23 protein-coding genes, 1 pseudogene and 1 riboswitch are annotated in these 21,715 nt (G+C 71.9%); of the genes and pseudogenes, 11 read left to right on the top strand and 13 right to left on the bottom strand.

Annotation, left to right across the window (positions count from 1 at the left end; genetic code table 11):
• The first annotated feature begins 87 nt into the window (after positions 1 to 87).
• On the top strand, positions 88 to 1,152 hold the full coding sequence (locus IEZ31_RS05445; RefSeq protein ID WP_373294499.1) for an App1 family protein phosphatidate phosphatase: 1,065 nt from the start codon (positions 88 to 90) through the stop codon (positions 1,150 to 1,152).
• A 9-nt stretch (positions 1,153 to 1,161) separates the two neighbouring features.
• Here IEZ31_RS05445 and IEZ31_RS56095 read toward each other — a convergent pair.
• Positions 1,162 to 1,710: pseudogene (locus IEZ31_RS56095) on the bottom strand (DUF998 domain-containing protein); the annotation flags it as partial.
• A gap of 357 nt (positions 1,711 to 2,067) precedes the next feature.
• Positions 2,068 to 2,218, top strand: a riboswitch (cyclic di-AMP (ydaO/yuaA leader).
• Between the two features lie 9 nt (positions 2,219 to 2,227).
• On the opposite strand from IEZ31_RS56095, the gene IEZ31_RS05450 reads away from it, so the two are divergent.
• The 3 genes from IEZ31_RS05450 (at position 2,228) to IEZ31_RS05460 (ending at position 5,468) form a co-directional block, all read left to right on the top strand.
• On the top strand, positions 2,228 to 3,244 hold the full coding sequence (locus IEZ31_RS05450) for a coiled-coil domain-containing protein (RefSeq protein WP_190248599.1): 1,017 nt from the start codon (positions 2,228 to 2,230) through the stop codon (positions 3,242 to 3,244).
• Positions 3,245 to 3,322: 78 nt separating this feature from the next.
• Positions 3,323 to 4,273, top strand: coding sequence for an exopolyphosphatase (locus IEZ31_RS05455; RefSeq protein ID WP_190248600.1), 951 nt, complete (start codon positions 3,323 to 3,325; stop codon positions 4,271 to 4,273).
• 94 nt (positions 4,274 to 4,367) lie between these two features.
• Positions 4,368 to 5,468: a glycoside hydrolase family 19 protein gene (locus tag IEZ31_RS05460; RefSeq protein WP_190248601.1), complete on the top strand. Its 1,101-nt coding sequence runs from the start codon at positions 4,368 to 4,370 to the stop codon at positions 5,466 to 5,468.
• 38 nt (positions 5,469 to 5,506) lie between these two features.
• Here the strand turns inward: IEZ31_RS05460 and IEZ31_RS05465 are convergent, their stop codons facing one another.
• The gene (locus IEZ31_RS05465; RefSeq protein WP_229834243.1) at positions 5,507 to 6,451 is read right to left on the bottom strand and encodes an AraC family transcriptional regulator; all 945 of its coding nucleotides are present in this window, start codon (positions 6,449 to 6,451) and stop codon (positions 5,507 to 5,509) included.
• A 120-nt stretch (positions 6,452 to 6,571) separates the two neighbouring features.
• Here IEZ31_RS05465 and IEZ31_RS05470 point away from each other — a divergent pair, with 120 nt between their 5' ends.
• From IEZ31_RS05470 to IEZ31_RS05480, 3 genes are read left to right on the top strand one after another with little or no spacing between them, the layout of a single operon-like run.
• Positions 6,572 to 7,363 carry an SDR family oxidoreductase gene (locus IEZ31_RS05470; RefSeq protein ID WP_190248602.1) on the top strand — a complete coding sequence of 264 codons (792 nt, stop codon included), beginning with the start codon at positions 6,572 to 6,574 and terminating at the stop codon, positions 7,361 to 7,363.
• Complete coding sequence (locus IEZ31_RS05475) at positions 7,354 to 7,743, top strand: DUF4345 domain-containing protein (RefSeq protein ID WP_190248603.1); 390 nt, start codon at positions 7,354 to 7,356, stop codon at positions 7,741 to 7,743. Before IEZ31_RS05470 ends, IEZ31_RS05475 begins: the two co-directional genes overlap by 10 nt.
• Before the next feature lie 46 nt (positions 7,744 to 7,789).
• Complete coding sequence (locus tag IEZ31_RS05480; protein ID WP_190248604.1) at positions 7,790 to 8,398, top strand: hypothetical protein; 609 nt, start codon at positions 7,790 to 7,792, stop codon at positions 8,396 to 8,398.
• Here IEZ31_RS05480 and IEZ31_RS05485 read toward each other — a convergent pair.
• Together IEZ31_RS05485 and IEZ31_RS05490 are read right to left on the bottom strand one after the other, a co-directional pair.
• Positions 8,382 to 9,686, bottom strand: a complete 1,305-nt coding sequence (locus IEZ31_RS05485; RefSeq protein WP_190248605.1) for a reverse transcriptase family protein — start codon at positions 9,684 to 9,686, stop codon at positions 8,382 to 8,384. The two genes, IEZ31_RS05480 and IEZ31_RS05485, sit on opposite strands and share 17 nt — an antisense overlap.
• Before the next feature lie 77 nt (positions 9,687 to 9,763).
• A complete protein-coding gene (locus IEZ31_RS05490) occupies positions 9,764 to 11,080 on the bottom strand; it encodes an NAD(P)/FAD-dependent oxidoreductase (protein WP_190248606.1) in 1,317 nt (438 codons plus the stop codon).
• A gap of 116 nt (positions 11,081 to 11,196) precedes the next feature.
• Between IEZ31_RS05490 and IEZ31_RS05495 the strand changes: the two genes are divergently transcribed.
• Positions 11,197 to 12,333, top strand: a complete 1,137-nt coding sequence (locus tag IEZ31_RS05495; protein WP_190248607.1) for a glutathione-independent formaldehyde dehydrogenase — start codon at positions 11,197 to 11,199, stop codon at positions 12,331 to 12,333.
• Between the two features lie 10 nt (positions 12,334 to 12,343).
• Here IEZ31_RS05495 and IEZ31_RS05500 read toward each other — a convergent pair whose 3' ends face one another.
• Positions 12,344 to 12,856: a mycothiol transferase gene (locus IEZ31_RS05500; RefSeq protein WP_190248608.1), complete on the bottom strand. Its 513-nt coding sequence runs from the start codon at positions 12,854 to 12,856 to the stop codon at positions 12,344 to 12,346.
• Positions 12,857 to 12,967: 111 nt separating this feature from the next.
• Here IEZ31_RS05500 and IEZ31_RS05505 point away from each other — a divergent pair, with 111 nt between their 5' ends.
• The 3 genes from IEZ31_RS05505 (at position 12,968) to IEZ31_RS05515 (ending at position 15,091) form a co-directional block, all read left to right on the top strand.
• Positions 12,968 to 13,324: a hypothetical protein gene (locus tag IEZ31_RS05505; RefSeq protein WP_190248609.1), complete on the top strand. Its 357-nt coding sequence runs from the start codon at positions 12,968 to 12,970 to the stop codon at positions 13,322 to 13,324.
• Between the two features lie 90 nt (positions 13,325 to 13,414).
• Positions 13,415 to 13,555, top strand: a complete 141-nt coding sequence (locus tag IEZ31_RS05510; protein ID WP_190248610.1) for a hypothetical protein — start codon at positions 13,415 to 13,417, stop codon at positions 13,553 to 13,555.
• Between the two features lie 393 nt (positions 13,556 to 13,948).
• Entirely contained in the window at positions 13,949 to 15,091 is a 1,143-nt protein-coding gene (locus IEZ31_RS05515) for an EI24 domain-containing protein (protein WP_190248611.1), read from the top strand.
• Between the two features lie 39 nt (positions 15,092 to 15,130).
• On the opposite strand, the gene IEZ31_RS05520 is transcribed toward IEZ31_RS05515, so the two are convergent.
• From IEZ31_RS05520 to IEZ31_RS58145, 8 genes are all read right to left on the bottom strand, one after another.
• Positions 15,131 to 15,586 (bottom strand): MarR family winged helix-turn-helix transcriptional regulator, encoded by a 456-nt coding sequence (locus IEZ31_RS05520; protein WP_229834244.1) that lies wholly within the window; start codon positions 15,584 to 15,586, stop codon positions 15,131 to 15,133.
• Between the two features lie 93 nt (positions 15,587 to 15,679).
• Positions 15,680 to 17,167: an amidohydrolase family protein gene (locus IEZ31_RS05525; RefSeq protein WP_190248612.1), complete on the bottom strand. Its 1,488-nt coding sequence runs from the start codon at positions 17,165 to 17,167 to the stop codon at positions 15,680 to 15,682.
• 90 nt (positions 17,168 to 17,257) lie between these two features.
• Positions 17,258 to 18,118 (bottom strand): hypothetical protein, encoded by an 861-nt coding sequence (locus tag IEZ31_RS05530; RefSeq protein ID WP_190248613.1) that lies wholly within the window; start codon positions 18,116 to 18,118, stop codon positions 17,258 to 17,260.
• Positions 18,119 to 18,253: 135 nt separating this feature from the next.
• The gene (locus IEZ31_RS05535) at positions 18,254 to 18,649 is read right to left on the bottom strand and encodes a GntR family transcriptional regulator (RefSeq protein WP_190248614.1); all 396 of its coding nucleotides are present in this window, start codon (positions 18,647 to 18,649) and stop codon (positions 18,254 to 18,256) included.
• A 106-nt stretch (positions 18,650 to 18,755) separates the two neighbouring features.
• Entirely contained in the window at positions 18,756 to 19,616 is an 861-nt protein-coding gene (locus IEZ31_RS05540; protein ID WP_190248615.1) for a DUF350 domain-containing protein, read from the bottom strand.
• A gap of 30 nt (positions 19,617 to 19,646) precedes the next feature.
• Entirely contained in the window at positions 19,647 to 20,942 is a 1,296-nt protein-coding gene (locus tag IEZ31_RS05545) for a glutathionylspermidine synthase family protein (protein WP_190248616.1), read from the bottom strand.
• A 1-nt stretch (position 20,943) separates the two neighbouring features.
• Positions 20,944 to 21,321: a hypothetical protein gene (locus IEZ31_RS05550; protein ID WP_190248617.1), complete on the bottom strand. Its 378-nt coding sequence runs from the start codon at positions 21,319 to 21,321 to the stop codon at positions 20,944 to 20,946.
• 76 nt (positions 21,322 to 21,397) lie between these two features.
• Positions 21,398 to 21,565 carry a DUF3073 domain-containing protein gene (locus IEZ31_RS58145; RefSeq protein WP_190248618.1) on the bottom strand — a complete coding sequence of 56 codons (168 nt, stop codon included), beginning with the start codon at positions 21,563 to 21,565 and terminating at the stop codon, positions 21,398 to 21,400.
• Between the last annotated feature and the right edge of the window lie 150 nt (positions 21,566 to 21,715).

Genomic DNA, 21,715 nt, shown 5'->3' on the forward strand with positions numbered 1-21,715 from the left:
GGTCAACCTAGGAGAGCCGGCCCGCTGCCAGGCGAACGTCAGGTGTACTTCTGTGCGCAGGGCTGACCGCTGTGACAGGGTGGGCCAGTGTCGTTGATCCCCGAGGGCGCCCCGAGCGCGCCGCTACCGCTGCACCGGGCGGCCCGCATCGAGGATGCGATCCACAACGTCATCGAGCGGCGGCTGCGGCGGCGGGGCTGGACGGTCGCCGTCACCGCGTACACCGGCTACGGCGCGAGCGCCACGCCCGACGAGCCGGGCTGGGTGCGGGTGCTCGGCCGGGTGCTGCTCGCGCGGGTCGACCCGAAGCCCGGCAAGCGGCTGAAGAAGCTGCGCGGCTGGCGGTCGTTCGCCACGGTGTCGGTCAAGGACGCGCTCGTGCAGATCGAGGCCGGTGGCAGTACCTGCGAGGTGATGTGCGACCGGGGCGGCTTCGTCGACACCGTGGTCGAGGCCGACCTGGCTCCCGGCTGGGGCACCGTGACCCTGCGCAGCGGCGACAGCGACCCGGTCGAGGCCCCGGTGCGCATCGTCGACCCGGCCGCGACCTTCGGCATCATCTCCGACATCGACGACACGGTCATGGTCACGGCGCTGCCCCGGCCGCTGCTCGCCGCCTGGAACACGTTCGTGCTCGACGAGCACGCCCGCAACTCCGTGCCCGGCATGGCGGTGCTCTACGAGCGGCTCGTCAACGCCAACCCCGGCGCGCCCGTCTTCTACCTGTCGACCGGCGCCTGGAACGTCGCCGCCACGCTGACCCGCTTCCTGTCCCGGCACCTCTACCCGGCCGGCCCGCTGCTGCTCACCGACTGGGGCCCGCAGCCCGACCGCTTCTTCCGCAGCGGCCAGGCCCACAAGCGCGCGTCGCTGGACCGGCTGGCCCAGGAGTTCCCGAACATCCGCTGGCTGCTCGTCGGCGACGACGGCCAGCACGACCCGGAGATCTATGCCGAGTTCGTCGCGGAGCACCCGGACAGCGTGGCCGCCGTCGCGATCCGGCACCTGTCACCGACGCAGGCGGTGCTTGCCGGCGCCTTCCCGAGCCCGTCCGACAGCTCCAAGCGCGTCCCCTCCGACGCCCAGCGCTGGCTGAACGCCCCCGACGGTGCCGGTCTCTGGCGCCTGCTGCGGGACACGGAGATCTTGTAGCGCCAGCAGGACCAGCAGCGCCGTCTCGGCGGCGAGCAGGAGGCGCTCGGCCAGCCCGATGAGCACCCGGTCACCGAGGAACGCCGACCAGACCATCGCGATGGCGAACGCCGCGCTCAGCACCACCGCACCCCGGATGCGGCGGCCGTGCGGCACGCGGGCGGCGAGCAGCCAGCCGGCGATCGGCAGCGCGACGAACGCCGCGACCGACGCGTACCGGTGCACGGCCCCGGCCACGCTCAGCGTCAGCCCCGGCTCGTCGGTCGGCACCAGCGCGGCCAAGGTCAGCCCGGCCGCCCACACCCCGAACAGCCCGGCCACCCAGCCGCCGACCCGCACGCCGGAGCGGCGCAGTGCGGCGAGGAGCACCAGCGACGCGGCCGCCATCACGACCATCGCCGCGTCGGTGACCCCGCCCCGGTCGGAGACGGCGAAGTCGCTGACCGTCAGCGTCCACGGATCGAGGCCGTCGTTGGGGTCGACGTGCCCGTCGACCACGAGGGCCGCCGCGAGCGCAAAGCCAGAAAGAGCAAGAAACCGCAGACGTCGTACCGGCACAGCTCATCCTGGCCCCGCCGGCCCGGCGCGTGGATCAGGGCCGCGCCCCGGATCTTCTGGACCGCCGGTAGGAGGGAACCCCTACGGCGTCCGGCACCCCCACGGCCAGGACGGTCCAGAACCAGACGCAGGTGACGGACGTTCATGGGTCGACGCCACCACTGTGGGTAACCTTCGGCTCATCTGGCCGGCCGTTCGCATCACCCGAACGAGTGATCTGGGTCACTATTGATTGAGTGGAGCAGCCGTTTCATACCGTGCGTCACAGTCCGCACAAACCGTGCGCTGCGCAAGCGGAATGCGGTAGGTAGGCTGACCGTCGGTCTCGTCCAGGCAGGCACCGCCCCCCGGTGCCGGGCGGGGCTGCCGCCCAATCGCCGTCCGCGGCGAGCCGGGGACCCACCGTAACGTTGGGGTGAATCTACCGTCCCGCACTCCGGGTCGGTGGTAGGGGTCGTTCCGTCCCGAACCCGTCAGCTAACTCGGTCGGCGGCCGACGGAAGGAACAACGAAACAGATGTCATCCCGACATCCCTACCGGCGTGTGATCGGCGCCATCCTGGCGACACTGGTGCTCGGGGGGCTCGCCGCCACGCCCGCCGCCGCCGAGCCGGGCGACACTCCCGGCGACGAGGGTTCCAACCCGACGCTCATCCAGGTGCTCGACGAGACGACCCGCGCCTGGGTTGAGGCGAAGGAGCGCTTCGACGCCTCGGTGAAGCACCAGGCGGAGCTGACCGCACAGCTGCAGGCCACCGAGGCCCGGCTCGCGGCGCTCAACGAGCAGGTGACCGCGATCGCCGTCGCGGCGTACCGCACCGGCCCCCTGTCCACGTTCGCCGTGCTGATGGACTCCGGCGACCCCGACAGCTTCGCCCAGCGCGCCGGCTCGATCGACGAGCTGGCCCACCACAACGACAACCTGCTGCGCGAGTTCAACCAGCTCAAGAAGAGCCAGAGCGAGCAGAAGGCGGCCCTCGACGCCGAGGTGCTGACCCAGCAGCAGCAGGTCGCGACCATGGCCGCCAAGAAGAAGGAGTCGGAGAAGGCGCTCGCCCAGGCCGGTGGCCCGAGCAACGGCTTCGTCTCCGCCAACCTTCCGCTGGCCGATCCGGTCAAGCGCAACGCCAACGGCTCGCTGCCCAAGGAGTCGTGCAACCAGAACGACCCGACGACCACCGGCTGCATCACGCCGCGCATGCTGCACGCCATGCAGCAGGCCCAGGCGGCCGGGTTCAAGCGGTTCGTCGCCTGCTACCGCCCGAGCGGTCCCTACGAGCACCCGAAGGGCCGCGCCTGCGACTTCTCGGTGCAGGCGAAGTCCGGCTTCGGCGGTGATGCGACCGGCGAGGACAAGGTCTACGGAGCCAACCTGGCGACGTATTTCGTGAAGAACGCGGATCGCCTCGGCGTCATGTATGTCATCTGGTATCGACAAGTGTGGACACCGGCGGTCGGCTGGCATCACTACAGCGGCGCCGGCGGTGACCCCTCCAGCGACCACACCAACCACGTGCACCTCTCGATCCTCTGAGGGTTGCCCTCACGTTCGCGCGCGGCCGGCCGATAGGGAGACTGTCGACCGGCCGCCGCGCGTTGAGGGGACCCAGCAGTGAAGTACCGACTCGTGACCCGCAGCGACTTCGACGGGCTCGTGTGCGCCGTTCTCCTGCGTCACCTCGACCTCATCGGCGACATCGCGTTCGTGCACCCCAAGGACGTGCAGGACGGCGCGGTCGAGGTCGGTCCGGACGACATCCTGACGAACCTGCCCTACGCGCCCGGCGCCCACCTGGTCTTCGACCACCATCACTCGGAGACGCTGCGGACCGGCGGGCAGGCGACGAACCACGTCATCGACGCCGAGGCGCCGTCGGCGGCCCGCGTGATCTACGACCACTTCGGCGGCCGGGAGCGGTTCCCCGGCGTCTCGGACGAGCTGATGGAGGCGGTCGACCGGGCCGACTCCGCGCAGTACCGCATCGACGAGATCCTCCAGCCGACCGGCTGGACCCTGCTGAACTTCCTCATGGACAGCCGCACCGGCCTCGGCCGCTTCCGGCAGTTCCGCATCTCGAACTACCAGCTGATGATGCAGCTCATCGACGCCTGCATCGACCACCGGGACGCCGAGGAGATCCTCGCGCTGCCGGACGTGGCCGAGCGGGCCGAGCTGTTCCGCGAGCAGCAGGACCTCTTCGTCGACCAGCTGCGCCGGGTGACCCACAGGCACGATGACGTGGTCGTCGTCGATCTCCGGGACGAGGAGATCATCTTCGCCGGCAACCGGTTCATGGTGTACGCGCTGTTCCCCGAGTCCCGCGTGTCCATCCACGTGATCTGGGGCCGCCAGAAGCTCAACACCGTGTTCGCCGTGGGCAAGTCGATCCTCGACCGCAGTTCGCCGGCGGACGTCGGGTCGGTGATGCTGCGGTACGGCGGGGGCGGCCACGTCGCCGCGGGCACCTGCCAGGTCCCGCACGAGGACGCCGAGCGGGTGCTGGCCGAGATCATCGACCAGGTCGGCGGCGCGGTCCCCGTAGCTCAAGGAAACCGTAAATAACCTTCATAAAACGATGACGTTCGCTCCACGCGGGCGCCCGGGCTGGTCGGATGGGTTCCGGTCCTGGGAGTTTGTTGCGAAGGAGTGATCGAAGGTGTCGAGAGTGCGCCTGCTGGCGACGATCGCCGCGGTAGCCATCGTGGGCGGGGTCGTCGCGGTCTTCAACATGCTGCCGGCGTCGGCCGCCACGTGCGCCGCGCAGTGGCAGGCCTCGGCGGTCTACACGGGCGGGATGACCGCCTCCCTGAACGGCCACAACTACCGCGCCAAGTGGTGGACGCAGAACGAGCGGCCGCCCGGCACCTCCGGCGTCTGGGAGGACCAGGGCACCTGCGGCGGGAGCACGCCGAACCCGCCGACCCAGACCGGCACCACCGGCGCGTGCAGCTTCCCCGCGTGGGTGCAGGGCCGCAACTACGTCACCGGCGACATCGTGAAGTTCACGGACGGCAAGTTCTACATCGCCGAGCACGACAACCCGGGCTACAGCCCGGTGATCAGCACCTGGTACTGGGACCCGTACGCCTGCACCGGCGGCGGTGGCGGCGGCACCACGCCGCCCCCCTCGACCGGCGGCTTCGTGGTCAGCGAGGCCCAGTTCAACCAGATGTTCCCGAACCGGAACCCCTTCTACACGTACCAGGGCCTGGTCAACGCCCTGTCGGCGTACCCGGCGTTCGCGAAGACCGGCTCGGACGAGGCGCGCAAGCAGGAGGCCGCCGCCTTCCTCGCCAACGCGAACCACGAGACGGGCGGGCTGGTCTACATCGTCGAGCAGAACACCGCGAACTACCCGCACTACTGTGACATGAGCCAGCCCTACGGCTGCCCGGCCGGTCAGGCCGCCTACTACGGCCGCGGCCCGATCCAGCTGAGCTGGAACTTCAACTACAAGGCCGCCGGCGACGCGCTCGGCATCGACCTGCTGCACAACCCCAACCTCGTGCAGACGGATCCGGCGATCGCGATGAAGACGGCGCTGTGGTACTGGAACACCCAGCGCGGCCCGGGCACCATGACCCCGCACAACGCCATGGTCAACGGGGCCGGCTTCGGTGAGACGATCCGCAGCATCAACGGCAGCCTGGAGTGCGGCGGGCGCAACCCGGCCCAGGTCCAGAGCCGGGTCCAGGCCTACCAGCGCTTCACCCAGATCCTCGGCGTCGGAGTGGGCCCCGGCAACCTGTCCTGCTGAGATCCCGTTGCTCGGTAGCCGCGGAGGGGGTTCCGCGGCTACCGCACGCTTCCGGGTGACACCCCGAACTCGCGTTTGAAGGCGCGGCTGAACGCCGCCTCGGACGCGTAGCCGAAGCGCCGGGCCACCGCCGAGAGCGGCTCGGCGCTTCGGTTCAGGTGGGCGCGGGCCAGCTGCAGGCGCCACTCGGTGAGGTACCGCATGGCCGGCTCCCCGACGAGGTCGGTGAACCGCGCCGAGAACGCCGACCGCGACATGCCGGCCTCCCGCGCCAGCGACTGCACGCTCCAGTCCCGGTCCGGGGCCCGGTGGATCGAGCGCAGCGCCCGCCCGACCTGGTCGTCGCGCAGCGCCGCCAGCCAGCCCTGGCGGGCGTCCGGCGCCGAGTCGAGCCAGGTGCGGATCGCCTGGATGACCAGGATGTCGGCCAGCCGGGTGATCATCGTTTCGCCGCCCGGCCGCAGCTCGGCCGCCTCGCGGGCGATGAACCGCAGCGTGCTGCTGAGCCAGCCGGCGTCGTCGGCCTCCCACGCGTCGAGGTACAGCACGGTCGGCAGCTGCCCGACGAGCCGGCGCGCGGCGACGTGGTCGACCTCCATGACCCCGTACGTGATGTGCGTCCGCGCGCCGCCGCCGCCGTGCCGGAGGATCTCGTAGCGCTCGCTGACCTTCTCGACCGGCAGCTCGAACAGCGGGTCGGCGCGCGCGTCCGGGCTGCTGCGCAGGCGGTGCGGCGTGCCGCGCGGCACCAGGCTCATGCTGCCCTGCCGGAGCAGGCGCGGCGCCTCGCCGTCGACGTCCAGCCAGGCCTCGCCGGCCGTCACCACCTGCAGTGTCATGACGCCGTCGAGGCGCGGGATGTCGACGCCCCAGGGGGCGGTGCACTCGGCCCGGCAGTACAGCGTGCCGGTGAGGTGCAGCAGATGGAGGGCCTCGCCCAGCGGGTCTCCGGCGGGCGGCAGCGGCATGCGCGGCGTGTCCACTTCGTCATGCTGCCCGATGGCTGGACGATCGGCAAGCAATTGCGGATTGCGTGTGATTGTTCGTCTCCAGGGTGGACGTCAGGCTGGACGCATCGACATCACCTCTGGAGGTACCGTCACATGTCCATCCTCGTCATCGGAGCCACCGGCAAGACGGGCCGGCGCGTCACCCAGCGGCTCGCCGACGCCGGTCACGCGGTCCGCGGCGTCTCCCGCCCGGTCTTCGACTGGGAGCGGCGCGAGACGTGGGCCCCGGCGCTGACCGGCGCCTCGGCCGCCTACGTCACGTACTCGCCGGACCTCGCCGCGCCCGGCGCCCCCGAGATCGTCGAGGCGTTCGTGAAGACCGCGACCGCGGCCGGCGTCGAGCGGCTGGTGCTGCTGTCGGGCCGCGGCGAGGCGGGCGCCCAGCGCTGCGAGGGCCTGCTGCGCGCGGGCGACGTCGTGGTCCGGGCGAGCTGGTTCAACCAGAACTTCAGCGAGGGCCACCTGCTGGGCTCCGTGATGAGCGGCCTGATCGCCCTCCCGGCCGGCGACGTCGCCGAGCCGTTCGTCGACGTCGACGACATCGCGGACGTGGCGGTGGCCGCGCTGACCGACGCCCGGCACGCCGGCCGGGTCTACGAGCTGACCGGCCCGCGCCTGCTGACCTTCGCCGACGCCGCGGCCGAGATCGCCGAGGCGGCCGACCGGGACGTCGCCTACGTGTCGCTGCCCGCGCCGGACTTCCACGCCGCGCTCGTCCCCGAGGTGGGCCCGGAGCTCGCGGACCTGCTCACGGCGCTGTGCGAGGAGGTCTTCGACGGCCGCAACGCCTCGGTGACCGACGGCGTGCGGCAGGCCCTGGGGCGCCCGGCGCGCGACTTCGCCGACTTCTGCGCCGCGGCCGCAAGCTCGGGCGCGTGGACGTGACGCGGGCGACCCTGTTCGTGGCCGGCCTGGTGGCGGTGGCCATCGGCGGCTTCGCCCTGCTGGCGCCGGCGGCGTTCCGCTCGGCGTACGGCATCGAGACGGCGGGCAACCTCAGCCTGCTGAGCGAGACGCGGGCGGCGGGCGGCGGCCTGCTGGCGGTGGGCGTGGTGGTGGCGCTGGGGGCGTTCGTGCGCCGCCTGGGCGGGCCGGCGGCGCTGCTCGGCGCGTCGGTGTACGGCGCGTACGGCCTGTCCCGCCTGCTGAGCCTGGCCGCCGACGGCCGCCCCGCCGACGGACTGCTGCTGGCGGCGGCGGTGGAGCTGCTGCTGGCGACGGCCTGCGCGGTGATCCTGCCGCGCGCGATCCGCGCCCCGTGGTGACGGCAGACCCAGGCAGGCACGATCATTGGATGGGGGTGCCGGTGACGTGACGTCGAGTTCGCTGGAGCGGCTCTGTGCGCGGCACGGGATCGGGGTGCCGGCCGACGTGCTGGAGTTGGTGCCGGTCCTGGGCATGCGGCCCGCGGACGTCCTCGCCGTGGCCGGCGCCGCGATCCCGGGGGAGCTCATGCCCGCCGCGCCCGAGGGGGTGCGGCTGGTCGAACGGTTGCTCCGCAACGGGGTGTCCGTCGACGAGGCGCGCGCCAAGCGGGACCGGGCCGACGCCCTGCCGCGCGCGGCGCGCACCGCAGGCGGGCTCCCCGCCCTGGAGGTGGTCACCGCCGGAGACGTGTTCACGCGGCTGCTCGCGGTGCGTAACCTCAGCCGGAACGCGATGGCCTACGTCACCGGGTCCGCGATCACCACCGTCAACAAGGCCATGCGCATCGGGGAGCTCATTCCGCAGCGCATGGAGCTGATGGCCGCGGTGCTGTGCCTGCCGGGCGGGGACTTCGACGCGATCATGGTGCGGACGCCCCGGGCGGGGCCGGCCGACGAATGGGTCTACGAGTGGGTGCCCGGCCTCCGGGCGGTCGGGGAGCTGGTCCTGGCGCTCGCGCCGCTGAACGAGGAGCAGCTCAGGGAAGTGCTGTGAACAGGCGGGCCAGCTTCGCCGCCCGGCTCGGATGGTCGCGGCCCACCCAGGCGATCCGGCCCGCCAGGTACGCCCGGAAATCCGGGTGGCCGGCGCGGTTCGCCGCCGCCAGGCCGTCGCGGGCCGCGGTGTGCAGCATCGCGCGCAGGAGGTCGTACTCCGTCCGCGGGACGGCCGCGTGCTCGTTCACCACCAGGCCGGCCAGTTGCTGGCGGTCGGCCCGGCCGCGGATCCGCGTCTTCATCGGATGCACGCGGAAGCCCTCGTCCACCACCACGTCAGTCGCCGCGGCTACCAGGCGGGGCGCGTCGAAAGCGCCCGAGAAGGCCAGGTCGTCCGCGTACCGCGAGTAGTCCGCCCCGAAGCGGTCCGCCAGACCCGCCAGGCGGCGGTCCAGGCGGAACGCGATCAGGTTGGCCAGCGCCGGCGACGACGGCGCGCCCTGCGGGAGGTGCGGCTGGCGCAGCTGGGCCGCCAGCAGGAACGACGGCGCGTCGCGGACGACGTCGGGCGGGGTCCGCGTCGTGCACAGCGCCGCCAGCGTGTGGGCGACCGGCTCCGGGTAGCCCGCCCCGCGGAACAGCCCGTACACCCGCGAAACCGTCATGCTCGCGAAGAACGCCGACAGATCGAGCCTGACGACAGTCGATTTTCCCAGGTGTACCGCGGTGAATGTGCGCACGTCGCGACCGGGGACGAAACCGTGGGCCGCGGGGTGGACCGGGATGCGGCCGAGGACCTCGTCCAGGAGCCGGCGCTGGAGCGTCCGCAGGCGGGGCTTCGGCGCCTCGATCAGCCGGGTCGCCAGCCAGGTGTAGCGGTAGTGGCGCAGCGCGCCGTCGGCGGCGAGCCGGTTGATCTCGCGCCGGTCGGCGTACCAGTCGAGGTGGTCGCCGTCGACCTCCAGGAACTCCGCGAGGGCGGCCAGGTCGTCGAGCCGGGGCGTGTCCCAGCGCATGCGGACGACCCGCGTGGGCACGGCCCGGCGGACGGCGACCCGGGCGCGGAACGGCACGCGGCCCAGGGCGGCGACGAACGCGGCGAGCTCGCGCGGCCGGTCGGCCGGCGGCTCCCGGTACGCGCCGAGGACGGCCGTCACCACCGGGCCGAGCCAGCGGGGGCGGCGGCCGAGGACCTCGTAGCCGGCGCCGAGCAGCGCGGCGCGCTCCCAGGCCGGGGTCGCCAGGAACGCGTCGGCGAGGGCAGCGTGCCCCGACGACACCCGGTCGTGCCTGCCCTGGCCTGCGCGGAGCGCGGCGTCGGGCCGGCGGTGCTGTGCGGTGCTCAATCCTGCGTCCCCGGGGTTCCCCCGGAGAGGCCAAGGTCGCCCCTGGCCGGCTCGGGACACGCTGCCACCCGATCACCCTACGGCAGGTGGTCGCGGTACTGCTGCAGCGCGCGGCGGGCGAAGACCTGCTGGAACGTGGCGACCCGCTCGGACCGGCCACGGCCGATGAAGCTCACGAACCAGTGCATGACGGCGGTGACCCGGTTCTTGAAGCCGACCAGGTAGAGCAGGTGCACGACCAGCCAGAGCAGCCAGCCGGCCAGGCCGGCGAAGTGGAAGCGGCCGACGCTCGCCACGGCGTGGAACCGGGCGATGGTCGCCAGGCTGCCCTTGTCGAAGTACTTGAACGGCTGCCCCGCCTCCTCGCCGGCCAGGCGCCGCTTGATCTGCCCCGCCGCGTGCTTGCCGCTCTGGATCGCGACCTGCGCGACGCCCGGCAGGTTGTCGAGGGCCATCATGTCGCCGACGGCGAAGATCTCCGGGTGGCCCGGCACGGTGCAGTCGGGGTTGACCTGCAGCCGCCCGGCCCGGTCGGTCTTCGCGCCGGTCGCCTCGGCCAGCTGCCTCGACAGCGCCGGCGCGGCCACGCCGGCGGCCCAGATCTTGGTCAGCGACTCGATGCGGCGCAGCCCGTCCCTGGTCTCCACCTCGATGCCGGTCTCGTCGACGTCGACGACCTTCGTCTCCAGCTCGACCTCGACGCCGAGCAGGTGCAACTGCCGCAGCGCCGTGGTCGACAGGCGGTCGCCGAACGTGGACAGGACCGTGGGGAGCGCATCGATCAGGATGATGCGCGCCTTGCGGGGGTCGATGCGGTCGTACTGTCCCGGCAGGTGCCGATGGGCGAGCTCGGCGATCTGCCCGGCCATCTCCACGCCGGTCGGGCCGGCGCCGACCACGACGAAGGTGAGCAGGCGCTCGATCGTGGCCGGGTCGGTCGCCAGCTCGGCGAGCTCGAACGCGCCGAAGATCCGCCCGCGCAGCTCGAGCGCGTCGTCGATGCTCTTCATGCCGGGCGCGTGCTCGGCGAACTGGTTGTTCCCGAAGTACGACTGGGAGGCGCCGGCCGCCACGATCAGCGAGTCGTACTCGACGGTGTAGCTGGTCCCGGGCGCCACGGCCGTGACCGTGCGCTGCTCGGGATCGACCTCGGTCACCGTGCCCAGCAGTACCCTCACGTTCTCCTGTCGCTTGAGGATCTCGCGGATCGGGGGTGCGATCTCGCCCTCGGACAGGATGCCGGTCGCCATCTGGTACAGCAGGGGCTGGAACAGGTGGTAGGTGGTCCCGTTGATCAACGTGACGTCGACCGGCGCGTTCCGCAGCGCCTTGGTGGCGAACAGGCCGCCGAATCCGGCGCCGACCACGACCACGCGATGCCGCTGCTCTGCCATGTACATCTCCCGATGCGTGCGGTTGATCGTACATATCAAGTACACCACCACGGGTGGCGCCGTGCGCTGTGTCTTCGACGACGTTTGTCCTGGATGGCGCCGGGCAGTCAGCACGCATGAAGGCTGTCGTTTACGCGGGCCCGCGCGCCGTCGAGGTGCGCGAGGTGCCCGACCCCAGCATCGAGGCGCCCACCGACGCGATCATCCGGATCTCCACCACCAACATCTGCGGCTCGGACCTGCACATGTACGAGGGCCGCACGAACGTCGCGCCGGGGACCGTGCTCGGCCACGAGAACATGGGCATCGTCCAGGAGGTCGGTTCGGGGATCGACCGGATCCGCGTGGGTGACCGCGTGTCGGTGCCGTTCAACATCGGCTGCGGCACCTGCCGCAACTGCACCGAGGGCTGGACGAGCTTCTGCCTGCGGACCAACCCCACGCCGGGGGTCGACGGCGCCGCCTACGGCTACTCCGACATGGGCCCGTACGCGGGTGGCCAGGCGGAGTTCCTCCGCGTGCCGTTCGCCGACTTCAACCTGCTCCGGCTGCCGCCCGGCAACGAGCACGAGAACGACTTCACGATGCTCTCCGACATCTTCCCGACCGGCTGGCACGGCACCGAGCTGGCCGGCCTGCGGCCGGGCGACCGCGTGGCGGTCTTCGGCGCCGGCCCGGTAGGGCTCATGGCCGCGCACAGCGCCACGATCCGCGGCGCGTCGCAGGTGTTCGTCGTCGACCGTGAGCAGGACCGGCTGGACCTGGCGAACAAGGTCGGAGCCACGCCGGTCGACTTCTCCAAGGGTGACGCGGTCGGCCAGATCATGGACGCCACGCACGGGCGCGGGGTCGACTGCGGGGTCGAGGCGGTCGGGTACCAGGCCCAGAACCGGGGCGGCGAGGAGCACCCGGAGATCGTGATGGACAGCCTGGTCGACGTCGTCCGGTCCACCGGCGGGATCGGTGTCGTCGGTGTGTACCGCGACGCCGACCCCGGCGCCGGAACGCCCGGCGCCCGCGAGGGCCGCATCGGCTTCCGCTTCGGCCGCATGTTCGCCAAGGGCCAGCGGGTGGGGACGGGTCAGTGCCCGGTCATGCGGTACAACCGCCATCTGCGCGACCTGATCGTCAGCGGGCACGCCACGCCGTCGTTCGTGGTGTCGCACGAGCTGCCGATCGGCGAGGCGGCGCGGGGCTACCGCAACTTCGCCGACCGGGAGCACGGCTGGACCAAGGTACTGCTGAAGCCGTAGTTGCTCGTTCTCATCGGTTGGGCAGGAGGCCCCGCACGTAGGCCGCCTGCCCGACGTGCTGGGTGTCGTCGTCCCACACGCTCACCAGCCGCACGCCGAGCGACACCGGCGGGTCCCAGCGCTCGTCCACGATCCGGTCGAGGTCCTGCGGCGACAGCTTCTCCAGGAACGCGATCGTGCGCTCGTGGACGGCGGTGAAGTACGCGAGCAGGGCGTCCGGGCTCTCCGCCCGGACCGTGGCCACGTCCGCGGGCGTGTGCCCGTAGCCGGTGTTGCCCGGGTCCGGGTCGAGCCCGAACCGCCCGGCGAAGTCGCCGGTCGCCCACAGCTCCTCGGCGCCGTCGATCAGCTCGGTGAGGTGGCCGTCCTGCACGCGGGTGAGGTGCCAGACCAGCCAGCCGATCGTGTTCGCGCCCGGCGCCGGCGCCCACTGCAACTGCTCGGCGGTCAGCCCGTCGACCGCGCCCTCCACCAGCTCCGGCAGCCGCCCGAATCCCTCGATCAGCAGCTCGTTGACCTGCATCGCCCGTTCTCCCCCTCGTGGCACGTTTCCGGGATTTGATCACCCCGGCCGGTCCGTAACGTCTTACCCATCGCAAGGCACACATAAATTAGCCCGAAGGGAAAAGACATAATGAGCGAGTACGGCGAGATCGAGACGGCCCAGGAAAGCGGCGAGCTCGAGGAGCTGCACACCACCGCCGGCAGTGAGCAGGACTACCAGTCGGACTTCGGCGTCTACGCGCAGGACAGCGCGTCGGCCGAGAACACCAGCTTCGAGCAGGGCCACCACCTGGCGTACGAGGACCCGTCGGGTGCCACCTACGAGGAGACCGACTACGTCAGCTACGACCACTCCGCGGTCGAGACGGACAGCATCTTCGCCGCCGAGGGCTCCGAGTCGGCGTCGTCCTCCGAGTTCGCCACGATGGACGCGCTGCGCGCCCAGTTCGCGTCGGCGTTCGCGCAGGGCACCGTTGCTTCGAACTAGTCAGCGTTTCTCTGAACGGCCCGCTCGCGTATTTCCGAGCGGGCCGTTGGCTATTTGGCCTCAGCCGCTGACAACGGGAGCCGGGCGGAGGTGGATGCCGTCGAGCATCGCCGCTGGGCCGCCGGCGGCATGAGCGACTGCACGGCGATGTTCGTGGATGTGCCGGGGCCGGACCTTCGAGAGGCGGTCCTCGATGCGGTGAGCGCGACACTGGCCCTGCGTTCCCGCTAGGCTCGGTGGCTCCGACGCACGCCGAAGGGGGTCCTCGTGAGCCAGGTGCCGCCGCCGGACGACACCGCAGCCTCCGCCCCCTCCGCTCCGCCCGCGGCTCATGCCGTCTGGGCCACCCCGTCCCGCTCCGCGCCGGCGCCCGCTCCACCCGCCGCCGTGCCGCCTGCGTCCGGCCCGCTGACGCCCGCGCCACCACCCTCCGCGCCGCCCGCTTCCGGCTGGTCCGCGCCTCCCCCTCCCGGCTGGTCCGCGCCGCCCCCTCCCGGCTTCACCTCGCCGACGCCACCCGGCATCGATGCGGGCTCCGACGCGCTCGTCGGCGAGATCGTCGATCCGGCTTCCGGCGGTCCCACTCGATCCTCCGGCCACCGGTCCACTGTGGACCCTCGTGCGGTGGCGGCCCGGGCGGCCGTGCTCGCGGGAGCGGCGGGGCGGCAGACGGTCAAGGGGGCGAAGCGGGTCGGATCGAGCATCGGCAACTTCTTCACCGGCATGGGGTATGTGTTCCTCGGCGCCGGCCAGTTCCTGCGCAGCCCGCGGCTGTGGCTGCTGGTGCTGGTGCCGCTCGGGCTGACCGCGCTCGCGATCTTCGGCCTGCACGAGGCGACCGGGGCGCTGGTGGGGCGGCTGGTCGACTGGCTGGTGGGGTTCGTGGGCGGGTGGCCCTCGGTGATCCGCCGGGTGATCGAGGCCATGCTCTGGATCGGCGCCACGATCTTCTTCCACGCCGCGATGACGGCGCTCACGGTCCCGCTGACGATGCTGTTCGGCGCCGCGTTCTTCCCGTTCATCACCCGGACCGTCGTCGGCAAGGACCCGAAGCCCCCCGCCTGGCACCGGGCCGCGGGCGTCTGCCTGCGCCAGACCGTGGTCGTGACCGTCGTCCTGCAGCTCGGCTGGCTCGTGATCATCCCGCTGCTGTGGATCCCCGGCCTGAACGTGGCGGCGGCGCTGGCGGTCGGCGTGGTGTTCAACGGTTATCTGATCGGCCTTCTGGTCCTGGCGGTGCCCATGCACCACCACGGCGTATCCCGGCTGGGAGAACAGTTCCGCTTCGCGTGGCGCCACCGCTCGTTCACGCTGGGCTTCGGCATGATGAGCCTGGGCGCGCTGCTGATCCCGGTGCTGATGGTGCGCCTCTTGCTGGTGTTGCCGATCTCGCCGCTGGCGGTCACTCCGGGCGTCGCGCTGTATCTGGTCACCGCCCCGTCCGTCCTCGTCGGCGGCACGCTGCTCTTCCAGCGGATCGCCCGCTCCGCCGCCGGTCTCCCGGCACCGACGGCGGCCGTGGCGCCGTTCGGCGTCCCCATGCCCCGCCACGGCACTCCGGTCCCGCCGCCGCACAGCCCGCCCAGCTTCCCGCCCGGCGGCCCGGTCCCGCCGCCGCACGGCCCGCCCAGCGCCCCCGTGCCGCCGCAAGGCGTGCCCGGTTTCCCGCCCAGCGCCCCCGTGCCGCCGCAAGGCGTGCCCGGTTTCCCGCCCGGCGGCCCGGTGCCGCCCTACGGCCCGCCGGCGCCGGGCCGGCGTCGGCGCTGAGCGATCGATCGGCCGGCGGCTCGCGCGGATGCGCCCGGGTCAGTCGGCTCCGCGCTGCCGCTTGGCGACCTCGCGGAAGACCCGCTTGAACACCGCATATGCGTCCTCGCCCACCGCCTCCGCATGGCCGCGCTCGACGTCCTCCATGATCCCGTCCGAGCGGCGCATCATGTCCAGGCCCAGCTCGGTGGGCACGACCAGCTTGGCCCGGCGGTCCTGAGGGTCCGGCCTCCGCTCCACATACCCGAGCTCGACCAGCTCGTCCACCAGCGTGCTGATCACCTGCTTGTGCTGGCCGGACAGCACCGACAGGGTGGCGGCCCGCGTGCCCTCGACGTCCAGGTATGCGAGCACCGCGCCGTGCCGGGGCCGCAGGCTCGCGTGACCGACCTCGCCGAGCCGCCGGAACAGCTCCTTCTGCAGCGCGAACAGCACCTGCGCCGACAGCATCCCCAGGTCCGGGTCGACCTGCTTGCGCTCGCTCCGCGTGCTCACCCCCCAAGAATAGTCATGATTGGTGACCAACGCTGTTCATACACATGTTCTATCCACAGGCTGTGGATAGAACATGTGTATGAAGGCGTGGACTTATCCACAGGGGCAGCTGTGGATAACCGCCGACGAGGACCGGGCCGCCTGCTCCACGGCCGCCAGTAAGGCATCGCGGCGGGCCGCGTCGATCAGCGTGCCCCGCGCGACCACGGCGTGGACGCGGCGCGTGTCGCGGATGTCGTGGAGCGGGTCGGCGTCGAGGACCACCAGGTCGGGCAGGCCGCCGGGGCGGATGGTGCCGGAGCCCAGCCCGAGATACAGCATGGGATCCCGCGTCGCCGCCAGCAGCGCCCGCATCGGGCTCAGGCCCGCCCGGACCAGCAGCTCCAGCTCGTCGTGCAGGCTGAAGCCGGGAAAGCAGTACGCGCTGCCGGCGTCAGTGCCGGCCAGCAGCGGCACCTCGGCCGCCGCGGCGGCGCGCACGAAGCGCCGGCGATGCCCGAACAGCTCCTGGTGCTCGACGGCCTCCTGCGGGGTCCGGCCGGCGCCGTGGAGGCCGGCCTCCCACGCCGCTCGGACGTGCGCCGGCACATACCGGAGCCGCGGGTCGTCGGTGTCGACCGATTCCGGGAGATCGACGACCCGGTGCATGGCGAGCGTGGGGGTCAGGTGCGAGTCGTTGCGCGCCAGCCGGTGGAAGACGTGGGCGGCCCGCCGCTCGTCATACGTCCGGGCGGCGCGCAGCTCCAGCGGGCGCATGGCCCGGAGCCAGCCGTCGTGGTCGCCCGGCTCGATCCGGATCGCGCGCAGCGCCCGGCGGATCTCGTCCTCGTCGGCGCACGTCGAGTGCCACACCGTGAACAGGTGCTCGAAGCTGCGCTGCCCGACGTCGCTCGCGACCGGGGCCGGGACGTCGTCGGGGCAGTGGCCGGCGAAGTCGAGGCCGACCCGCCGGGTCTCGTCGGCGATCGCGGCGAACGACTCCGTGGTCAGCCGCGAATACACCTTCACGAAGTCGGCGCCGCCGACCGCCGCCCGCTTGACCGCCGCGCGGGCCTCACCGGCGTCGGCCACGTCGAGATACGGCACGCCGCGCCCGGCCCAGAGGGACGGCGACCCGTCGAGGATCGGGCTCGCGATCACCGAGCGCGGCCCGAGCAGCGTGCCGGCCTCGACCCGCCGCCGCGACTCATGCAGCGCCGGATGACCGGACATCTCGCGTACCGTCGTGACGCCATTCGCGAGATACAGCGGCGGATCGACGGCGTCGTCGCCCGAGCTGTGGACGTGCATGTCGACGAGCCCCGGGATCACGAACCGCCCGCGCCCGTCGACGATGACGGCGTCGCCCGGCACCCGCGTCTCGCGCGCGGGTCCGACCGCGCCGATGCGGTCGCCGTCGACGACCACCGTCATCCCCCGCTGCGGCGGCGCGCCGGTGCCGTCGATGACCGTCGTATCGAGGATCGCGATCGGCGTGCCGCCCGCCGCCGGCTCGGCCCGCGCGGAGGTGCCCATGCCGGCCGCGATCCCGACGCCGATGCCGGTGCCGAGCAGCCCGCGCCGCGAGAACTGGTGCGTCATCGGTGCGATCCCTTCCGTGGGACGACACCGTTGACTTTCCTCCGGTACCGCTGCGAAGTCAGGCCGGTTAGGCACCGTCTTCGGGTAGGGTCAGCACCCCTCTTGGAGTTCCCGATAAGCACCGATGACCGCCTGGGTGCGGTCGGCGAGCTCCCGCGCCGGGTCGGGCGCTGTGCGGTCGGGCGGCGTGATCCGGCCGAGCACCAGATCGGCTCGCTCGATCGACCGGCGCGCGTTGCGGACGACCCGCTCCTCGCGCACGAACGTCCGGCACTCCGCCGCCAGCGTTTCCAGGGCGGTCAGCCGGCGTTCGATCTCGCGGTACACCGGGATCCGCGACTCCTCGACGACGCTGATCCTGTCCTCGAGCTCGTCCCGCAGCCCGGTCCGCTCGGGCACCTCGGTCCGCGCCCGCTCGAGCTCGGCGACCTGTTCGCGCAGGACGGCGTGGTCGTGCAGCAGCCCCGCCAGCGTCCACAGCGACGCGGAGAGCTCGTCCCGCGGGCTGTCGAGCCGCACGAGCGGTGCGAGGTGCGGCCAGCTGCGCGCGGTCTGCCGCGCCGCGCGCAGGCCGCGGAGGAAGATCCCGGCCTCCGGCCCGGCGCCGAGCACCCGGTGCCGCCGATTCCAGACATCGGTCTCGGCCGTTTCCCGTCGGACATACCGCCGCCCGACGAGCGCCACCCCGGCGACCCCGATCGGCACCCCGACCCAGGGCGTGGCCAGCGCCGAGACGGTGACGGCCACGCCGGCGACGACGACGAACCCGGCACCGGTGAGGATCCGGGCGGCGGCGAGCTCGGTGGCGGGCCGCACGGCGCCGAACCCGTTGTCCCGCAGGCGAAAATGGACGATGCCGTCGTCTTCCTCCCGCTCGACGCCCTGGTCGAACCCAGGCTCGTCGAGCGCGACGAGACACCGCCCGGCCTCGTCAAACACGACGAACACCACAGCGCAACTGTATCGATACCCGGCGCCCCGCGGCCGACGGCGTCGACTCCGTCGGGCGCCCTCTCATGATCCATGGAGCGTTCCGGCTGTCATGGCGACCAGAACTCTCCATCGATCATGAACGGGCCCGGGCGGTCAGTCGGTCGCGGTGGTGAGGGTGTAGGCCTCGGCCGGGTAGACCAGCGGCGGGAAGCCCGGCCGGGAGATCTCGAAGACCGGCAGCCCGGGCGACCACCCGTGCGCGTCGGCCTCGGGCCGGGAAGCCGGCCGGGCGTTGACCTCGGCGCCGGCGGGCAGGATGACGACGGACTTCTCGAGGGGCGCCCGGACGCAGGCGGTCCGCCCGCGGGCGGTGCACAGCAACCCCTCCCGGACCAGCTCGGCGATCGCGGCCCGGACGGTGTCGCGCTTGCAGTTGAACGCGGCGGCGATGTCGTGCTCGCTGGGCAGGCTCGAACCGGGCGGGAAGGCGCGCGTCACGATGCGCCGCCGAAGCTCGTCGGCAACGTCCTGGTATTTGGCGGGTGCCATGGTCAGCACTATAGGGCCATAGGGCCACCGAAGGCCAGTAGGTCACCCGACAGACAGCGGCCCGGGTCGCCGAGGAGCGGCGGCCCGGGCCGTGGTCGAGCGAGGGCTATTCGACGTAGAGGTTGACCACCGCGCTGATCGGCAGGGCCACCATCACCAGCAGGAAGGCCAGCAGGGCCGCCGCGGCCTTCTGCTGCTGCTCGTGGATCGTCTTCAGCGTGCACTCGCCGGTCAGGACGAACCAGTCGATCACGTACCGGGCGATGTACAGGCCGACGTACGCCACGCCCAGCGCCATGCCGAAGCCCGCGAAGCTCTCCGGCCACGTGGTGAAGTCGCCGGCCATGGCGCCGTACAGGATCAGGCCGACCGAGGTCAGGACCGCGGCGCTCTCCAGGCCCTCCGTCACGCCGCCGGCCGCGACCGCCTCGCGGAGGTTGCCGCGGACCACCAGCGCGTGGAGGTAGAAGGCGATCACCAGGCCCGCCACGCCGGCCGCGGTGAAGGCCAAGGTGGCCAGCAGGGCCGTGCGCAGGTCCGGGGCCGAGCCCACGAACGTCGCGCGGACCACCAGGCCCAGGCCGAGGTAGAAGCCCAGGCGGACCAGGGCGATCGACATCGGGATCCGGTCCAGCTCGTTCAGCTTCGTCGGGCGGGTGCGCAGCAGGATCAGGTCGGTCAGGACGAAGCCCACGACGGCCAGGACCGTCGCCCAGACCAGGCCACCGCCGACCCAGGCCAGCGAGCTCCACTTGTCCAGGTCCTGGCCCACCAGGCTGGACACGCCGACCACCTGCACGAACACGAAGCCCACGCGCTGGAGCAGGTAGGCCCAGTTGGACGCGATCCACAGCTCGTCGTGGTCGTCGAAGGAGGTGAGGGCGTTGAGCAGCCACCAGCCGCCGCCCACGCCCACCACCACGATGAGCACCTGGAGCACCGCGATCAGGGGAGCCAGATCGTTCATGGCTGTCGTTTCTCCTCGGCCGGCACCGTGTCAGCCGGAATGGTCGATGGTGTGGGGGACGAAGTGGCTCAGGTTGTCGGTCACCAGGCCGGCGCTCTCGCGGATGCCGAGCCCCGCGGGTTCGCCGTCGATCATCCAGATGCCGAGGACCGGATGCCAGGAGGCGCCGCGCTCGTCGGGGAAGGCGGGCAGCGGCGCGTAGGCCTGGCAGACGAACGGGCCGTCGTCGTACGGGCCCGGGGTGGTCAGCCGGACCTGCCCGTCGACGACGATGGTGACGTTGGCGCCCTCCCGTCCGAGCAGCGGCTTGCGCACGTAGTCGGTCATCCAGGCGGGACGCTCGTGCTCGAAGTACGCCGGCAGCACCAGATCCCGCCGCAGCGGGTCGTCGGCGTACATCTCCCACAGGACGGGCAGGAGCCCCTTGGTGCTCCAGAGCATCTTGTACGGCGGCTCGATCCAGGCGGTGCCGTCGCGCGCCGGGTCGGCCATGTCGCGGAAGCACTGCCGGGCGAAGCGCTCCGTCGTCATCCATTCCCAGGGGTACAGCTTGAAGAGCACGTGGATGCGTTCGCCGTCGGCGTCGAAGAAGTGGTCACCGGCGGCGACGTCGCCGGCGCCGATCTGGTTCATCCACAGGAACTTCACCCGGCACCCGAGGGGTTCGAGCGCCTGACGGGCGGTTTCCATGAGGTACTCGGTGTTGAAGAGGTCCTCGCCGCTCTCGTCCGAGTCGTCGCACGCGAAGTGGATCGTGAGGTTGCCGGGCAGGTGCGGGCGCGACTGGCGGAGCCGGCCGATGTTGCGGATCCAGGCGGTGACGAGTCGCTCGTGTACCGCGTTCCACTGGTCCTTCCCCTGACCGGTCTCGGTGTGCCAGTACCACTGGATCACCGCGGACTCGGGCAGAGCGGTCGGCGTGTCGGCGTTGAACTCGAGCAACTGCGGTCGCAGTCCGTCGAACCGCACGTCGAACCGCGCGTAGACGCTCGGCGAGAAGTCGCCCCGGGAGCGGCCGCCGGGCTCGGTCTCGTCGTCGTACCACGTCCGGGCGATCTGCTCCCAGGCGAAGTCGGGGATGCCGAGCCGGCCCAGCATGCCGTTGTCGAGCATGTGGTCACCGGCGGCGACGCACATCTCGAACAGCGTCTCGGCGTCGGTGTGCAGCTGCTCGATCTCGGCCGAGGTGAAGTCGTAGAAGGGGCCCTCGCGCCAGTACTCCACGATCTCGCCCGACGGGCCGGGCGTCTCGTTGTACAGCAGGCCCTGCTCGACGATCTTCTGCCGGTAGTCGGGCCGGACCGCGCCGTTGGGGACGCGCCGCACGTCAGCCGCCCGACTTGCCGGACTTGCCGCTGCTGCTACTGCCGCCGCTGCCGAAACCGCCCGACACCACGTGGCCGTTGCTGACCTTGCCGGTCGACGGCAGCCCGGCGGCCGAGCGGCCGGCCGCGTCGTTGTAGGCGATGCGGGTGCCGCCCTTGAGCTTCTGGCCCGGCTTCATCCCGCGCGGGTAGGAGCCCGAATACAGGTAATACCCGTCACGCCCGTCGCAGCGGCTGTCCTCGACGATGACGCCGTTGCGATCGCCGCAATAGACCCGCCGCTCGCTGCTGCCGCACGCAGCCGTCAGCCCGGCGCTCGCCGCCAATGATGCCAATGCGAGGTAACTGCGGCTCAGGGGTACCGCGGTCGATCGCCTCATAGGCAGCCACGGTAGATGACCATCGCAAGTTACGGATGTCGACTAACCGGCAGGGCAAGCGCCACTTTCGGCCAGCTCAGCGCTCGGCGTGCTCCTCGCGCTCGTCCACTGGCTGCTCCTGCACGTGCGGCCGGGGCGACCCGGCGAGCTCGTGCTGGAGGGCGTTGAGGTCGGTCGGCGGGCTGAAATACTTCAGCTCCCGGGCGATCCTGGCCTGCTTGGCTTTGGCCCGTCCACGTCCCATGCCTGCTCCCCGTGTCTGCCCGGTCGCTCAGCGACCGCTGTGAAGAGTCCGCTCGTGGGCGCAACATTACAACGCCAGGGGCGCTCCCGACGAACGGACATTTCACAGGGGCTCGTGTCGGTCGGCTATTGGACTGAGCGTACCGCCAAC

Origin of the sequence: Dactylosporangium sucinum, assembly GCF_014647515.1 — a bacterium.
GTDB lineage: Bacteria > Actinomycetota > Actinomycetes > Mycobacteriales > Micromonosporaceae > Dactylosporangium > Dactylosporangium sucinum.

What these genes read in the sequence shown, in the direction of transcription:
- IEZ31_RS05450 (WP_190248599.1), top strand. Translation starts at nt 2,228, where the DNA reads ATGTCATCCCGACATCCCTACCGGCGTGTGATCGGCGCCATCCTGGCG.
- IEZ31_RS05470 (WP_190248602.1), top strand. Translation starts at nt 6,572, where the DNA reads ATGTCCATCCTCGTCATCGGAGCCACCGGCAAGACGGGCCGGCGCGTC.
- IEZ31_RS05490 (WP_190248606.1), bottom strand. Translation starts at nt 11,080, where the DNA reads ATGGCAGAGCAGCGGCATCGCGTGGTCGTGGTCGGCGCCGGATTCGGC.
- IEZ31_RS05495 (WP_190248607.1), top strand. Translation starts at nt 11,197, where the DNA reads ATGAAGGCTGTCGTTTACGCGGGCCCGCGCGCCGTCGAGGTGCGCGAG.
- IEZ31_RS05500 (WP_190248608.1), bottom strand. Translation starts at nt 12,856, where the DNA reads ATGCAGGTCAACGAGCTGCTGATCGAGGGATTCGGGCGGCTGCCGGAG.
- IEZ31_RS05505 (WP_190248609.1), top strand. Translation starts at nt 12,968, where the DNA reads ATGAGCGAGTACGGCGAGATCGAGACGGCCCAGGAAAGCGGCGAGCTC.
- IEZ31_RS05525 (WP_190248612.1), bottom strand. Translation starts at nt 17,167, where the DNA reads ATGACGCACCAGTTCTCGCGGCGCGGGCTGCTCGGCACCGGCATCGGC.
- IEZ31_RS05535 (WP_190248614.1), bottom strand. Translation starts at nt 18,649, where the DNA reads ATGGCACCCGCCAAATACCAGGACGTTGCCGACGAGCTTCGGCGGCGC.
- IEZ31_RS05540 (WP_190248615.1), bottom strand. Translation starts at nt 19,616, where the DNA reads ATGAACGATCTGGCTCCCCTGATCGCGGTGCTCCAGGTGCTCATCGTG.
- IEZ31_RS05550 (WP_190248617.1), bottom strand. Translation starts at nt 21,321, where the DNA reads ATGAGGCGATCGACCGCGGTACCCCTGAGCCGCAGTTACCTCGCATTG.
- IEZ31_RS58145 (WP_190248618.1), bottom strand. Translation starts at nt 21,565, where the DNA reads ATGGGACGTGGACGGGCCAAAGCCAAGCAGGCCAGGATCGCCCGGGAG.